The organism is Streptomyces lichenis, assembly GCF_023218175.1.
GTDB classification, from domain to species: domain Bacteria; phylum Actinomycetota; class Actinomycetes; order Streptomycetales; family Streptomycetaceae; genus Streptomyces; species Streptomyces lichenis.
The window spans coordinates 43,237-57,926 of sequence record NZ_JALPTH010000008.1; the positions used below are offsets into that span (position 1 = coordinate 43,237).

Annotated in this window: 15 protein-coding genes; 2 read left to right on the top strand and 13 right to left on the bottom strand. The window is 73.7% G+C overall.

Features of this window, described 5'->3' with window-relative positions:
- Nucleotides 1-25: 25 nt before the first annotated feature.
- Nucleotides 26-2,548, bottom strand: coding sequence for an ATP-dependent Clp protease ATP-binding subunit (locus M1O15_RS10650; protein ID WP_248633225.1), 2,523 nt, complete (start codon nucleotides 2,546-2,548; stop codon nucleotides 26-28).
- Nucleotides 2,549-2,956: 408 nt separating this feature from the next.
- Here M1O15_RS10650 and M1O15_RS10655 point away from each other — a divergent pair, with 408 nt between their 5' ends.
- The gene (locus tag M1O15_RS10655; RefSeq protein ID WP_248633227.1) at nucleotides 2,957-3,769 is read left to right on the top strand and encodes an SCO3374 family protein; all 813 of its coding nucleotides are present in this window, start codon (nucleotides 2,957-2,959) and stop codon (nucleotides 3,767-3,769) included.
- Here the strand turns inward: M1O15_RS10655 and M1O15_RS10660 are convergent.
- The 11 genes from M1O15_RS10660 to M1O15_RS10710 form a co-directional block, all read right to left on the bottom strand.
- Nucleotides 3,748-4,089, bottom strand: coding sequence for a histone-like nucleoid-structuring protein Lsr2 (locus tag M1O15_RS10660; RefSeq protein WP_248633229.1), 342 nt, complete (start codon nucleotides 4,087-4,089; stop codon nucleotides 3,748-3,750). The two genes, M1O15_RS10655 and M1O15_RS10660, sit on opposite strands and share 22 nt — an antisense overlap.
- A 198-nt stretch (nucleotides 4,090-4,287) precedes the next feature.
- A complete protein-coding gene (locus M1O15_RS10665) occupies nucleotides 4,288-4,839 on the bottom strand; it encodes an amino-acid N-acetyltransferase (RefSeq protein WP_248633231.1) in 552 nt (183 codons plus the stop codon).
- A gap of 9 nt (nucleotides 4,840-4,848) precedes the next feature.
- Complete coding sequence (locus tag M1O15_RS10670; protein WP_248633233.1) at nucleotides 4,849-5,298, bottom strand: BlaI/MecI/CopY family transcriptional regulator; 450 nt, start codon at nucleotides 5,296-5,298, stop codon at nucleotides 4,849-4,851.
- A gap of 176 nt (nucleotides 5,299-5,474) precedes the next feature.
- On the bottom strand, nucleotides 5,475-5,663 hold the full coding sequence (locus M1O15_RS10675; RefSeq protein ID WP_248633235.1) for a hypothetical protein: 189 nt from the start codon (nucleotides 5,661-5,663) through the stop codon (nucleotides 5,475-5,477).
- Nucleotides 5,664-5,682: 19 nt separating this feature from the next.
- Nucleotides 5,683-6,303, bottom strand: coding sequence for a hypothetical protein (locus tag M1O15_RS10680; protein WP_248633483.1), 621 nt, complete (start codon nucleotides 6,301-6,303; stop codon nucleotides 5,683-5,685).
- A 112-nt stretch (nucleotides 6,304-6,415) separates the two neighbouring features.
- Nucleotides 6,416-7,222 carry a type III pantothenate kinase gene (locus tag M1O15_RS10685; protein WP_248633242.1) on the bottom strand — a complete coding sequence of 269 codons (807 nt, stop codon included), beginning with the start codon at nucleotides 7,220-7,222 and terminating at the stop codon, nucleotides 6,416-6,418.
- Nucleotides 7,222-8,292 carry a carboxylating nicotinate-nucleotide diphosphorylase gene (gene nadC, locus M1O15_RS10690; protein WP_248633243.1) on the bottom strand — a complete coding sequence of 357 codons (1,071 nt, stop codon included), beginning with the start codon at nucleotides 8,290-8,292 and terminating at the stop codon, nucleotides 7,222-7,224. The genes M1O15_RS10685 and nadC overlap by 1 nt, the downstream gene beginning before the upstream one ends.
- A 54-nt stretch (nucleotides 8,293-8,346) precedes the next feature.
- Nucleotides 8,347-10,071: an L-aspartate oxidase gene (locus M1O15_RS10695; protein ID WP_248633244.1), complete on the bottom strand. Its 1,725-nt coding sequence runs from the start codon at nucleotides 10,069-10,071 to the stop codon at nucleotides 8,347-8,349.
- Nucleotides 10,068-11,207 carry a pantoate--beta-alanine ligase gene (gene panC / locus M1O15_RS10700; RefSeq protein WP_248633247.1) on the bottom strand — a complete coding sequence of 380 codons (1,140 nt, stop codon included), beginning with the start codon at nucleotides 11,205-11,207 and terminating at the stop codon, nucleotides 10,068-10,070. Before panC ends, M1O15_RS10695 begins: the two co-directional genes overlap by 4 nt.
- A complete protein-coding gene (locus M1O15_RS10705) occupies nucleotides 11,204-12,286 on the bottom strand; it encodes a Rossmann-like and DUF2520 domain-containing protein (RefSeq protein WP_248633248.1) in 1,083 nt (360 codons plus the stop codon). Before M1O15_RS10705 ends, panC begins: the two co-directional genes overlap by 4 nt.
- Nucleotides 12,287-12,518: 232 nt before the next feature.
- The gene (locus M1O15_RS10710; RefSeq protein WP_248633250.1) at nucleotides 12,519-12,692 is read right to left on the bottom strand and encodes a hypothetical protein; all 174 of its coding nucleotides are present in this window, start codon (nucleotides 12,690-12,692) and stop codon (nucleotides 12,519-12,521) included.
- A 106-nt stretch (nucleotides 12,693-12,798) separates the two neighbouring features.
- Between M1O15_RS10710 and M1O15_RS10715 the strand changes: the two genes are divergently transcribed.
- Nucleotides 12,799-13,923 carry a DUF5937 family protein gene (locus M1O15_RS10715; protein WP_248633485.1) on the top strand — a complete coding sequence of 375 codons (1,125 nt, stop codon included), beginning with the start codon at nucleotides 12,799-12,801 and terminating at the stop codon, nucleotides 13,921-13,923.
- A 160-nt stretch (nucleotides 13,924-14,083) separates the two neighbouring features.
- Here M1O15_RS10715 and M1O15_RS10720 read toward each other — a convergent pair whose 3' ends face one another.
- Complete coding sequence (locus tag M1O15_RS10720) at nucleotides 14,084-14,689, bottom strand: AAA family ATPase (protein ID WP_248633252.1); 606 nt, start codon at nucleotides 14,687-14,689, stop codon at nucleotides 14,084-14,086.
- Nucleotide 14,690: the final 1 nt, after the last annotated feature.

Consider the following 14,690-nt stretch of genomic DNA (forward strand, 5'->3'; position numbering starts at 1 on the left):
ACCTCAGACCGCGTGAGCCGTCGGCTCACGCCTCCTTGGAGAGGTTCGGGCCGGGGCCGCCGGCCGCCTCGATGGGCGGGGCGTCCGGGAGGGCCGTCTTCTCCTCGCCGCGGAAGGTGAACTTCTTCTCCTCACCCTCGCCCTCGGTGTCCACGACCACGATGTGACCGGGGCGCAGCTCGCCGAAGAGGATCTTCTCGGAGAGGTGGTCCTCGATCTCACGCTGGATGGTGCGGCGCAGCGGCCGGGCGCCGAGCACCGGGTCGTAGCCGCGCCTGGCCAGCAGGTTCTTGGCGTCACCGCTGAGCTCGATGCCCATGTCGCGGTCCTTCAGACGCTCGTCCACCTTGGCGATCATCAGGTCGACGATCTGGATGATGTCTTCCTGGCTGAGCTGGTGGAACACGACCGTGTCGTCGACTCGGTTGAGGAACTCGGGCCGGAAGTGCTGCTTCAGCTCTTCGTTGACCTTCGCCTTCATCCGGTCGTAACCGGTCTTGACGTCGCCCTGGGCCGCGAAGCCGAGGTTGAAGCCCTTGGAGATGTCCCGGGTCCCGAGGTTGGTCGTCATGATGATGACCGTGTTCTTGAAGTCCACGACCCGGCCCTGGGAGTCGGTCAGGCGACCGTCCTCCAGGATCTGGAGCAGGGAATTGAAGATATCGGGGTGGGCCTTCTCGACCTCGTCGAAGAGGACGACGGAGAACGGCTTGCGGCGCACCTTCTCGGTGAGCTGGCCGCCCTCCTCGTAACCCACGTATCCGGGCGGGGAGCCGAAGAGGCGGGAAACGGTGTGCTTCTCGCTGAACTCCGACATGTCGAGGGAGATCATCGCGTCCTCGTCGCCGAAGAGGAATTCGGCGAGCGTCTTGGACAGCTCGGTCTTACCGACACCGGACGGGCCGGCGAAGATGAACGAGCCACCGGGGCGCTTGGGGTCCTTCAGACCGGCGCGGGTACGGCGGATCGCCTGCGACAGGGCCTTGATGGCGTCCTTCTGGCCGATGACGCGCTTGTGGAGCTCGTCCTCCATGCGCAGCAGCCGCGAGGACTCCTCCTCGGTCAGCTTGAAGACGGGGATGCCGGTGGCGGTGGCGAGGACCTCGGCGATCAGCTCGCCGTCGACCTCGGCCACGACGTCCATGTCGCCGGCCTTCCACTCCTTCTCCCGCTTGGCCTTCGCGGCGAGGAGCTGCTTCTCCTTGTCGCGCAGGGAGGCGGCCTTCTCGAAGTCCTGCGAGTCGATCGCGGACTCCTTGTCGCGGCGGACGCCGGCGATCTTCTCGTCGAACTCGCGCAGGTCCGGCGGCGCGGTCATCCGGCGGATGCGCATCCGGGAACCGGCCTCGTCGATCAGGTCGATCGCCTTGTCCGGCAGGAAGCGGTCCGAGATGTACCGGTCCGCCAGGGTGGCGGCCTGGACGAGGGCCTCGTCGGTGATGGAGACCCGGTGGTGGGCCTCGTACCGGTCGCGCAGACCCTTGAGGATCTCGATGGTGTGCGGCAGCGACGGCTCGGCGACCTGGATGGGCTGGAAGCGGCGCTCCAGCGCGGCGTCCTTCTCCAGGTACTTGCGGTACTCGTCGAGCGTGGTGGCACCGATGGTCTGGAGCTCACCGCGGGCCAGCATCGGCTTGAGGATGCTGGCGGCGTCGATCGCGCCCTCGGCGGCGCCCGCACCCACCAGGGTGTGGAGCTCGTCGATGAACAGGATGATGTCGCCGCGGGTGCGGATCTCCTTGAGCACCTTCTTCAGGCGCTCCTCGAAGTCACCGCGGTAGCGGGAGCCGGCGACCAGCGCGCCCAGGTCCAGGGTGTAGAGGTGCTTGTCCTTGAGGGTCTCGGGCACCTCGCCCTTGACGATGGCCTGCGCCAGGCCCTCGACGACCGCCGTCTTGCCGACGCCGGGCTCGCCGATGAGGACCGGGTTGTTCTTGGTGCGGCGGGACAGCACCTGCATGACCCGCTCGATCTCCTTCTCGCGCCCGATGACCGGGTCGAGCTTGGATTCGCGGGCCGCCTGGGTGAGGTTCCGGCCGAACTGGTCGAGGACCAGGGAGGTGGAGGGGGTGCCCTCGGCGGGACCGCCGGCGGTGGCGGCCTCCTTGCCCTGGTATCCGGAGAGCAGCTGGATGACCTGCTGCCGCACCCGGTTGAGATCGGCGCCCAGCTTCACCAGGACCTGGGCGGCGACGCCCTCGCCCTCGCGGATCAGGCCGAGCAGGATGTGCTCGGTGCCGATGTAGTTGTGGCCGAGCTGGAGGGCCTCGCGGAGCGACAGCTCCAGGACCTTCTTGGCACGGGGCGTGAAGGGGATGTGGCCGGACGGGGCCTGCTGGCCCTGGCCGATGATCTCCTCCACCTGCTGGCGGACCGCCTCGAGCGAAATCCCGAGGCTCTCCAGGGCCTTAGCGGCGACACCCTCACCCTCGTGGATAAGGCCCAGGAGGATGTGCTCGGTGCCGATGTAGTTGTGGTTGAGCATCCGGGCTTCTTCCTGAGCCAGGACGACAACCCGCCGCGCGCGGTCGGTGAACCTCTCGAACATCGTTAATCGCTCCTCAGAGCGGTCAGGCAGTAAGGGGTCGGTCCCCTCCCTGTCCTTCCGCAGCTTAGTCCCGCAAGCGGGGACCGCTCATTCCAACTGCCGACACCCGTCGATGGCCTCCTGACCCGAACGCCGACAAATGCTCCAACCCGATGGTGCGAGACGATGTTCCCGCAGGCCAGACAGATACCCGCAACGGCAGTACGCCGAGCGCGAACGTGAGACGCCGCTGGCTGCGTGTCGCCCCTCCCCACAAGGGATGTCTTACCCGCATGGTCTGACAGTCCATGCGGTGTACCCCGGTTCCCTCAGCTAAGGGCGAACACCCTTGCGTCCCGTCACTCACATGAGTGCCGCCCTGACGCGTACGCCGGGCGACGACCCGAACACCCTGCGTAGCCTGGCGAGATGGTCGTGGACATGGTCGTGAACTCCGTCACCGGGCCGCGTGCGGACGGGCATCCGCCGGTGGCACATGCCGTGGGGGTGTGTCCGCCGCTGGTACGGGCCGTCGGCGCGGGTCCGCCGCTGGTGCGGGCCGTTCCGGTGCCGCGTCCGCGCCGGGGGGAGGCTCCGGAGGCGCGGGCGGCGGGGGGCCGGGAGGTGGCGCGGTGGTACGCGGAGCGGCTCGGCTGGGCGGTGGAGGTCGAGGGGGGCGCGGACCGGGACCGGGCGCGGCTGGTGACCGGGGTGCGCTTCGATGTACTGGAGCTGCCGGCCGAGGCGGGGCACGCCGTACTGCGGCTGCTGGGCGGCGGGCGGCCGGGGTGGCCGGTGGCGGTCGCCGGGGGGCGGATGCGGGTGCTGGTGGCGCCGGGCGGGGCGGAGGAGCTGCCGGCCTTGCTGGACTGGCTGGAGTGGCGCGGCATCACGCTGGACCTGACGGCGCTGGGCGCCGGCGGTCTGATGGACGCCCCGTTGCCGCCGGGATGGGCCGCGGGGCCGCAGGGCGGTCGCAGCGGGAGCGCGGCGCCCGGGGGGCGGTGGCTGCGGCCGCCGCTGCCGGGGGTGGCGCTGGAGCGGGTGCTGCCGGCCGTACCCGGAACGCCGGACGGCCCCGGGCGGCCGGGCGGCGCGGCGGCAGCTGGTGACGGCGCCCCCTGCCTCGTACGCCTGGTGGCCGCGGCCGCCGCGGAGTGCCACCGGGTCCGGTGCGGGCGGCACCGGCGGCCCGGGGCGGAACCGGCCGGGTGGCCGGCTCAGCCGTTCGCGGCTTCGTAGGCCTGCTTGACGGTCGCCGGAACGCGGCCGCGGTCGTTGACCTCGTAACCGTTCTCCTTCGCCCACGCGCGGATCTTCGCGGTGTCCGGGCTGCCGCCGGACGCCGCCGCCACGCGGGCCTTGCCGCGGCCGGTCGCCGAACGCCCGCCGGTGCGGCGGCCGCCCTTGGTGTACGGCTCCAGCAGACCGCGGAGCTTGTCCGCGTTCGCGGTGGTGAGATCGATCTCGTAGGACTTGCCATCCAGAGCGAACGTCACCGTCTCGTCCGCCTCGCCGCCGTCGAGGTCGTCGACAAGAAGGACCTGAACCTTCTGTGCCACCGGATTTCCTTTCATCGAAAAAGCAGTACGCGGAAAGGAAACCGCTTTTCCCGCGAAAACACAAACCCCTGGGAGAGGTTCAGTTCCCCGACAGCGCGGGAAAGGTGCGCGTTTCGGACATTCAGCCGGGGGATGGCGGGCCCGGGGGCTTCGGGTGAGGCTTCCCCAGGGGTTCCCGCGGGTTCCCGGGGGTTCCCATCAGAGGTGCAGCAGCATACGGCTGTTCCCCAGGGTGTTCGGCTTCACCCGTTCGAGACCGAGGAACTCGGCGACGCCTTCGTCATAGGAGCGGAGGAGCTCGCTGTAGACATCTCCGTCCACCGGAGTCTCACCGATCTCCACGAAGCCGTGCTTCGCGAAGAAGTCCACTTCGAAGGTGAGGCAGAATACCCGCCGCACGCCCAGCCAGCGGGCCGTATGCAACAACTTCCCCAGCAACCGGTGGCCTACTCCGGCGCCCAGGAAGGAGGGGTCCACGGCGAGAGTGCGCACTTCGGCGAGGTCTTCCCACATCACATGCAGTGCGCCGCAGCCGACGACCGCGGCGTCCTCGTCGCGTTCGGCGACCCAGAACTCCTGGATGTCCTCGTAAAGGGTCACGTTGGCTTTGTCGAGCAGGATGCCGTCGGTGACGTAGGAGTCGAGGAGTCTGCGGAGCGCCGGTACGTCGGTGGTACGGGCACGGCGCACCGTGACGGCTTTCCCGCCTGCGGCGGCCGGATGGGCAGGGGGGCGCTGGCTGGTCGACATGGCTGGACGCTATCGCCCTTCGGCACTCCCGGGACCCCCGGGCTCTCCCCCTTCCCCGGCGCCTTCCCCTTCCTCGGGGGCGGGGGCGCTTTCCGGGGCGTCCCGCTGCACGATACGGACCGCGTCCTGGAGGAACTGCCGCTGCTCGGCGGACATCATGCCGAAGAAGGCGACCAGCGCGGCCGCCGGGTTGTCGCTCTTGGACCAGGCCTCGTTCATCAGTGCCGCCGAGTAGGCGGCGCGGGTGGAAACCGCCGTATAGCGGTAGGCGCGGCCGGAGACCTCCCGGCGGACCCAGCCCTTCTGGTGGAGGTTGTCCATCACGGTCATCACCGTGGTGTAGGCGATGGGCCGTTCCCGCTGGAGGTCTTCCAGGACCTCCCGCACGGTGACCGGGCGGTTCCATTGCCAGACGCGTGTCATCACGGCGTCTTCGAGGTCTCCCAATTGGCGCGGCACAGTACCCACCATAGTGGGACAATTCGGGCCCATGGCTTATTGACCGGGAGAGGGGTCCGCGCGCGGCCGGGGAGAGCGCTGGAAGGGGCGCGGCACCGGACGCGCGAAAAGGGCGTACGACGGTGAGACGGTCGTACGCCCTCGGGGGCCGGGCCGCGGGCCGTGGGCCCGCCGGGTCAGCCGCGGCCGGGGGCGGCGGTGCCGTCGGACTGGCGGGCGGCCTCGGCGCGGGCGAGCGCGGCGTCCACCGCGGCGTCCTCCTTGGCCTTGTTCGGTCCGCCCTGGCTCTTGATGATCGTCACGACGAGGCCGATGAAGAACACGGCCATCACGACGGGGGGCAGGAGCGCGGATACGTAGTCCATGCGACCAGGGTAGCCCCGGCTATCCGGCCACCCGGCGGTCGGGGCGGCGCTCCGGCGATGGGGCGTCCGGGCGGCGCCGGGGCGGGAAGACCTCGGTGGGCTTGGGCACCGGGCGGCCCGCCGGGGTGGGCGAGGGGCGGTCGGGATGCGGCGCGGGCGGCGCCGGGCGGGGCGCGGACTCTTCGCCGTCGTCGGACCCGGCCGGGTCCGCGGCGGCCCGGCCACCGGGGAGGGCGCGCAGTGGGGAGCGCGGGCCGGGGGTGACGGGCCGCCCGGCGAGGCGGGCGCGGAGCGAGTGCTCGGCCAGCACCCGGCAGCGCTCCAGCAGGGCCGCCGCGGCCGGCCGGTGGCGCAGCGCGCGCAGGGCGGCCAGGTCGTCGGAGCCCGGGTCGTACCCGGCGGCCAGGGCGTCGCGCAGCAGCTCCAGGTAACCGGCCGCCGAGCCGGGCAGCGCGGCCCGGTAGCGCCCCAGGTCGTCGAGGACGAACTCCCGCATCCGCTCGGCCTCGCTGACCGCCTCCGCCACGGTGCCAGCGAGGCGGAGGCAGTCCTGCACGTCTTCGTCGGCGAGCGGCGCGGGGTGGAGGGCGTGGCTGAGGGCGCGGCGGAGCACCCTCAGCTCCTCCGGCGCGAAGGCCAGTCCGCCGCGGGATCCGTAGGGGGTGGGCATGGGCCGACGATACGCGCCGACAGGACAAACCGTCTGAACTGCGGCGTTGGCGGGCGCGTTGCCCACCCCGGCTCCGGGAGCGTCACATACGGGAGATGTTGCGCTCGTAGACCAGGCGGAGGCCGATCAGGGTGAGCCAGGGCTCGTGCTCGTCGATCTCCTCGGCGTCCCCGAGCACCATCGGCGCGAGGCCGCCGGTGGCGATGACGGTGATGTCGTCGGGGTCGCCGTGGGCGCCGGCCAGTTCGCGCTTCATCCGGCGCACGATGCCGTCCACCTGGCCGGCGAAGCCGAAGACGATGCCGGACTGCATGGCGTGGACGGTGCTCTTGCCGATCACGCTGCGCGGGCGGACCAGCTCGATCTTGCCGAGCTGGGCACTGCGGGCGCCCAGGGCCTCCACGGAGATCTCGATACCGGGGGCGATCACCCCGCCCACGTACTCGCCTCGGGTGCTGACGGTGTCGAAGGTGGTGGCGGTGCCGAAGTCGACCACGATCGCCGGGCCGCCGTACAGCTCGACGGCGGCCACCGAGTTGACGATCCGGTCCGCGCCGACCTCCTTGGGGTTGTCCGTCAGGATCGGCACCCCGGTCTTGACGCCGGGCTCCACCAGGATCGCCGGGACGTCGCCGTAGTAGCGGCGGGTGACCTCGCGCAGCTCGTGCCGGACGGAGGGCACCGTGGAGCAGATGGCGATGCCCTCGATGCCGTCGCCCAGCTCGTCGCCGAGCAGCGGGTGCATGCCCATCAGGCCCTGGAAGAGCACCGCCAGCTCGTCGGCGGTGCGGCGCGGGTCGGTGGAGACGCGCCAGTGCTCGACGATCTCCTCGCCGTCGAACAGGCCCAGCACGGTGTGGGTGTTGCCCGCGTCGATGGTGAGCAGCATCAGGCCCGGTCCGCCTCTGCGTCCGCTCCGGCGCTGGTGAGGCCGCCGCCCTCGGTGAGGTCGCCGGCCTCGCGCAGGTCGAGGCCGATGTCGAGAATCGGCGAGGAGTGCGTGAGGGCGCCCACGGCCAGGTAGTCGACGCCGGTCGCGGCGTAGGCGGCGGCGTTGGCCAGGGTGAGCCGGCCGGAGGACTCCAGGACCGCGCGGCCGGCCACCAGGGTGACGGCCTCCTCGGTCTCGGCCGGGGTGAAGTTGTCCAGCAGGATCAGGTCGGCGCCGGCCTCCAGCACCTCGCGGACCTGGTGCAGGGTGTCCACCTCGACCTCGATCGGCAGGTCCGGGAAGGCTTCCCGTACGGCCGTGAAGGCGGGGGCCACGCCACCGGCCGCGACCACGTGGTTGTCCTTGACCAGCGCGGCGTCCGAGAGGGACATCCGGTGGTTGACGCCGCCGCCGCAGCGGACCGCGTACTTCTCCAGCGCGCGCAGCCCCGGGGTGGTCTTGCGGGTGTCGCGGACCTGCGCCTTGTGCCCTTCCAGGGCGTCGGCCCAGGCGCGGGTGGCGGTGGCGATGCCGGAGAGCCGGCACAGCACGTTGAGCGCGCTGCGCTCGCCGGTGAGCAGGTCGCGGGTGCGGGTGGTGACCGAGAGCAGCTTCTGCCCGGCCTCGACCCGGTCGCCGTCGGCCACGTGCCGCTCGACGGCGAACTCCTCCTCGCACACCACGGAGAGGATCGCCTCGGCGACATGGATGCCGGCCACGGTGCCGGCCTCGCGGGCGGTGAAGTCACCGGTGGCCACGGCGTCCTCGGGGACGGTGGCGGCGGAGGTGACGTCCACCCCGCCGTCCAGGTCCTCCTCGATGGCGCGGTAGGCGACGTCCTCGACCAGTACGGGGTCGAGTCCGGCGTTCACCAGCAGTGCGGCGAGCGCGGGGTCCAGCCCGCACTCGTACACCTCCTCGCCGGCCTCACCGCAGCCGCAGCCGTCGCCGCAGCCCTGGGCGGCGGGGGCGCCGATGCTGATCAGAGGGACGTCCACGGGCTGCGGACGTTCTTCGGGCGTGCTCACGGTTACGGCTCCCTGGGGCGTGCTGGGCAAGGTCGGTACAGGTGCTGCGTGGTGCTATGTCGTCGGAGGGAAATCCTGGGTGGCGGTGGCGGTGACGTCCAGGGTGCGGTCCGGACTCAGCCGTACGACGAGATGGCGGCGCCAGCCGTCGTCGTCCCGCTCGGGGTGGTCCTCGCGCCAGTGGCAGCCGCGGGTCTCCTCGCGGCGGCGGGCGGCGGCCACCAGCACCCGGGCCACGCACAGGAGGTTGGTGGTCTCCCAGGCGTCCACGCCCGGCTCGGCGGCCTTGACCGCCCCGTCGAGCGGGTCGCCGGCGGCCACCGCCTCGGTGCGCAGGACGTCCAGCAGTCCGGCCGCCTCGGCGAGGCTGGCCTCGGAACGCAGTACCCCGGCTCCGGCGGTCATCACCTGCTGGACGCGGGTGCGCAGGGCCGGGTCCAGCAGCGGCAGCACCCGGGGTGCCGGATGCGGGGCGGGGGCCGCCGCCTGACCGCGCACGTCTTCGGCGATGGCGTCGGCGATCCGCTCGGCGAAGACCAGGCCCTCCAGGAGGGAGTTGGAGGCCAGCCGGTTGGCGCCGTGCACCCCGGTGCAGGCCACCTCTCCGCAGGCGTAGAGGCCCGGGACGGTGGTGCGGCCCCGCAGGTCGGTGCGGACGCCGCCGGAGGCGTAGTGCGCGGCGGGCGAGACCGGGATGGGCTCGGTCACCGGGTCGATGCCGTGGGCCCGGCAGGCGGCCAGGATCGTCGGGAAGCGGGTGGCCCACATCCCGGCGCCGAAGTGCCGGGCGTCCAGGTACATGTGCGGGGCGCCGGTCTCGCGCATCCGGCGCATGATGCCCTTGGCGACGATGTCCCGGGGGGCCAGCTCGGCCAGCTCGTGCTGCCCGACCATGAACCGGACGCCGTCCGCGTCGACCAGATGGGCGCCCTCACCCCGTACCGCCTCCGAGACCAGCGGCTGCTGGCCCTCGGCGTCCGGGCCCAGGAACAGCACCGTGGGGTGGAACTGCACGAACTCCAGGTCGCTGACCTCGGCGCCGGCCCGCAGCGCGAGGGCGACGCCGTCGCCGGTGGAGACGGCCGGGTTGGTGGTGGCCGAGAAGACCTGGCCCATGCCGCCGGTGGCGAGGACGACCGCCGGGGCGTGCACCGCGCCGACGCCGTCGTGCTGGCCCTCGCCCATGACGTGCAGGGTGACGCCCGCGGTACGGCCCGCGGCGTCGGTGAGCAGGTCGAGGACCAGGGCGTTCTCGATGGTGTCCACGGCCCGGGCGCGGACCGCGTCGACCAGGGCGCGGGAGATCTCGGCGCCGGTGGCGTCCCCGCCGGCGTGCGCGATCCGGCGGCGGTGGTGGCCGCCCTCGCGGGTCAGCTCGATGGCGCCGGTCTCGGGGGAGGTGTCGAAGCGGGCGCCGGTGTCGATCAGCCGCCGCACCGCGTCCGGGCCCTCGGTGACCAGGGCGCGCACCGCCTGCTCGTCGCAGAGCCCGGCCCCGGCGACCAGGGTGTCCGCCTCGTGCTGGTCGGGGGTGTCGCCCTCGCCGAGCGCCGCGGCTATGCCGCCCTGGGCCCAGCGGGTGGAGCCGTCGTCCAGCCGGGCCTTGGTGACGACGACGGTACGCAGTCCGGCGGCGGTGCAGCGCAGCGCGGCGGTGAGCCCGGCGACCCCGGAGCCGACCACGACCACGTCGGCCTCGATGGCCCAGCCGGGGGCGGGGGCGTTCAGGCGTATGCCGGTGCCGGGGGTGCGGCTGGCGGTGGTGCGGGTGCCGGTCATACGGGTGCTCCGAGGTCTTCGGCGGCGGCAGCGGGGGCGGGGCCGAGGGTGAGGGGCAGGTTGTCGATCAGCCGGGTGGTGCCGACCCGGGCGGCCACCGCGAGGATCGCCGGGCCGCTGTGGCCGCCGGGCACCTCGCGGAAGTCGGCCGGGTCGACGAGGGCCAGGTAGTCCAGGACCAGCGCCGGTTCGGCCTTCTCCGCGTCGGCGAGCACCGCGCGGGCGGCGGCCCGGACCGCGTCTGCCCCGCCCGGTCCGGCGATAGCCACCGCGTGGGCGTCCGCCGCGGCCCGGGACTCGCCGAGCTTGGACAGCGCCTCGGCCCGGCTCTCCGAGGCGGGCGCCGCCCCGGCCCGCTCCAGCAGCGCGTACTGGGCGGCCAGCCGGTCGCGGGCGGCGAACAGCGCGGCGGACAGGGCGAGGGCGGTGCGCCGCTCGGGGGCGGAGAGGTAGCGGTTGCGGCTGGAGAGGGCCAGCCCGTCGGGCTCCCGTACGGTCGGCACGCCGACGATCTCCACCGGGAAGTTCAGGTCGCGGACCATCCGGCGGATCAGCGCCAGCTGCTGGGCGTCCTTCTCGCCGAAGAACGCGGAGTCGGGGCGGGTGAGGTGGAGCAGCTTGGCGACGACGGTGAGCATCCCGTCGAAGTGCCCGGGCCGCGTGGCGCCCTCCAGCCGCTCCCCCATCGGGCCCGCGGTGATCCGCACCTGCGGCTCCCCGCCGGGGTAGACCTCGTCCACGCCGGGCGCGAACACCGCGTCCGCTCCGGCCCCGGCGGCGGTCGCCAGGTCGGCGTCCAGGGTGCGCGGATAGCGGTCCAGGTCCTCGCCGGCGCCGAACTGGAGCGGGTTGACGAAGACGGTGACGGTCACGAACCCGTCCGGCCCCACATACCGCCGCGCGGCCCGCACCAGCGTGGCATGCCCCTCGTGCAGCGCCCCCATGGTCATCACCACGGCGGTACGGCCGCGGGGGGCGGCGGCCAGCGCCTCGTCCAGCTCGGCCCGGGTACGGAGGAGGGCGAGGGAGTCGGGGACGTTGGGGGTGTTGGGGGTGTTGTCGGGGGCGGGGGCGGTCTCCGGGACAGGGTCGGGAGAGGCGGCGGCCCCGGCGGTCGGGGCGGTGTCGTGGTTCATCGGTCACCGTCTCCTTGGGCGTCGTCCTCGGGGCCGTCATGGCCGGGGCCGGGACCGGGACCGGGGCCGTACGGGTCTTCGGGGTCCTCGTCACGGCCCCCCGCGGAGCCGGTGCGCCGGGATCCCGGGTCCGCGGAGCCCGCGGGGCCGGTGCGCGGGGACTCCGGGTCCACGGGGCCCTCGGGGCCGGGGCCGTGCGGGTCCTCGCGTCCCTCCGGGCCCTGGCCCCGGTCCTCGGGGGCGCGGCCCAGGACGCCGAGGAGGTCCTCGGCCAGCTCCGGCTTGAGCAGCCCGGAGGCGAGGGCGCGGTCCGCCGTCGTACGGGCCATGGCGAGGTAGCCGGCCACCGCGGCCGGGGCGTGCCGGCGCAGCTCGGCGACGTGCGCGGCGACCGTGCCCGCGTCGCCGCGGGCGACCGGCCCGGTGAGCGCGGCGTCCCCGGAGCGCAGGGCGTTGTCCAGGGCGGCGCCCAGCAGCGGGCCGAGCATCCGGTCGGGGGCGGTGACCCCCGCGGTGCGCAGCAGCTCCATCGACTGGGCGACCAGGGTGACCAGGTGGTTGGCGCCGAGCGCGAGGGCGGCGTGGTAGAGCGGGCGGGCCTCCTCGGCGATCCACTCCGGTTCGCCGCCCATCTCGATGACCAGCGCCTCGGCGGCGAGCCGCAGCTCCTCGGGGGCGGTGGCGCCGAATGAGCAGCCGGCCAGCCGCTGGACGTCCACCGAGGTCCCGGTGAACGTCATCGCCGGGTGCAGGGCCAGCGGCAGCGCACCGGCCCGCCGCGCCGGGTCCAGCACCCCGGCGCCGAACCGCCCGGAGGTGTGCACCAGCAGCTGCCCGGGGCGTACCGCTCCGGTGTCGGCGAGCCCCTGCACCAGTGCGGGCAGCACATCGTCGGGGACGGTCAGCAGCACCAGCTCGGCGCGGGCCAGCACCTCGGCGGGCTCGACGATCGGCACCTCCGGCAGCAGCTCGCCGGCCCGGCGTACCGAGGCGTCCGAGACGGCGGAGACGGCCACCGGGTGGTGCCCGGCGAGCCGGAGCGCGGCGGCCAGCGCGGGACCCACCCGGCCGGCGCCCACGACCCCGACGGTGAGCCGGGCGGGGCGGGGCTCACCGGGCGCGGCCCGGCCCGAACGGGGGGCAGCACCGTCACGGGGAGCACGGGGCGGGGGTGCGCTGGGTGGGTTCACGCGTCGGGCGGCCTTCCGTTCCAGTCCGCGAGGGGTACCGGACGACTCCGGGTCCCCCGGCGTACCGGACGAACCCGGTCCGCCGGGATACCGGACGATTTCCCGCCATGCTACGCCAGCGCTACCGGCCGCCGGTTCCCTTCGGGGACCTCCCGGCGGGCGTGGAACGGCGGCCCCCGGAGCGGTCACCGCCCTCCCCGGTGCGGAGGGAGGCGCGGCCCGGCGGAGGCGGCGGCGGGGTGCCGTGCTGGAGCGCGCGGTAGGCGTCGATCATGTGCTGCTGTGTCGCGGTCATGTCCGCCAGGCTGCGCCCACCGGGCCGGTGGACGCGCGCCGATTGACGAGGCGCGTCAATCGGCCACCGGCGCCGCGGCCGCGACCCGCACCATGGGGACGTGAGCGTGACCATCGACATCACCGGACTGCCGGCCGAGCGCATCGTCTTCGAGATCTCGCCCCTCGCCGAGCTGGGCTGCGCCCTGCACGCGCTCGCCGAGCCGGGCCACCACCCGGGGCTGTCCGGCTGGGCCACCGCGACCGCCGCCGGGCTCAAGCCGGACCTGGCCGACCGGCTGCACGAGGCCGCCTTCCTCTGGACGACCACCTTCTCCGATGTCTTCCTGCCGTACGCGGGGCTCCGCGGCGGCGACGGACGGGCCGGCGCCACCCTGGCCGAGGAGCTGGACATGCTGGACCGGCTGGACGAGGACCGGTTCCTGGGGGCGGCGCTGGAATTCGTCTGCGCCTCCCCCTACGCGCACGGTGTGGCGTCCTCCCGGCGGCGCGCGCTGGAGCTGGCCGCCAGCCGCGGGCCGAAGCAGCTGGACTTCACCCGGCGGCTGCTGGACGACCCGGCCGGGGTACGGGCCTGGCTGCGGCGGCTCTTCGAGGACTGCGACCAGGCCTTCTTCGCCGACACCTGGTGCCGGGTCGCGCCCGGGCTGGCCGCCGACGCGCGGCACAAGACGGAGCTGCTGCGCCGCAAGGGGCTGGCCGAGGCGCTGGAGGACGTCTCACCGGCGGTGACCCTGGCGGAGGACGGACCGTCCCGAAGCGGCGGTGAGAACTCCGCCCGCCGGATCGAGGTGGACAAGCTGGTGGAGGGGGCCACCACGGCCGTGGATCCGGTGGTCGGCGGCGGGGTGTCCTTCGTTCCGAGCAGCTTCGGCTGGCCGCATCTGATGGTGCTGCACGCGCCCGGCTGGCGGCCGGTGGTGCACTACCCGGTCGGCTCCCCGCAGCTGGCCGGACCGGCCTCGGTGGAGCTGCTGGAACACCGGATGGAGGCGCTGGCCCATCCGATGCGGATGCGGCTCTGCCGGAAGCTGGCCCGGACCGCGTCCACCACCGGCGAGCTGGCCGAGACCTACGGCATCACCCCGCCGGAGGTGTCCCGGCACCTGGCCGTGCTCAAGCGGGCCCGGCTGGTCACCACCCGGCGGCGCGGCCGGTACGTACTGCACCAGCTCGACGTGGCGGCGGTGGCCCGGATCGGCAGCGACTTCCTGGAGACGGTGCTGCGCTGAGCGCCGACGGCCCGGCCGGGGCCGTTCGGCCGGAGACCCGGGAGGCCTCCACCCGAGGGCCTTCCCTGGGGCCTTCAGCCGGGGCCCGGGGCCTTCAGCCGGGGGCCCTCAGCGGGGCCTTCCCCGGGGGCCTTCCCCGGGGGCCCTTAGCCGGGGGCCTTCAGCCGAGGCGGATATGGGCCAGGCCCACGCCGATCCGGCGCAGCCGGTGCCGCAGCGGGCCGTCCCGGTTGGGCAGCGGGGTCAGCCCGGCGGAGGCCGCGACCAGGTCGGCGACCTGCGGCACGGTCAGCCGGTCGGTACGCACCTGCCGGGCGAACTCCGGTGCGCTGAGCCGCTCCAGGCAGTCGTCCAGCCGCCCCACGGCGAAGCTCTCCCGCTTCAGCCTGAGCCCGAGGCCGCGCTCGGTGAGCCTGCGCAGCACGGTCTCCCGCCGGGCGAGCAGGGCGAAGTGGCGCACCTGGTGGCCGGCCTCGCGCAGCCGCCCCACGGTCTCGGCGAAGTACGCCGGGTCGGTCACCGTCATCGGTACGACCACCGGCCCGTCCCGGTGGCCGCGCAGCACCGCGTCCAGCACCTCGTAGACCCCTTGCCGCCAGGCGGCCCAGTCCTGGAAGTCGCCGCGCAGCGCGGGCGGGGTCATCCGGTGCAGCCCGAAGCCGAGGTGCTCCGGGTCGCAGACCACCGCCCCGGGCAGCCGCCGCCGCAGCTCGTACGCGGTCTGGGTCTTCCCCCCGCCGAACGGGCCGTTCAGCCAGATCAGCACG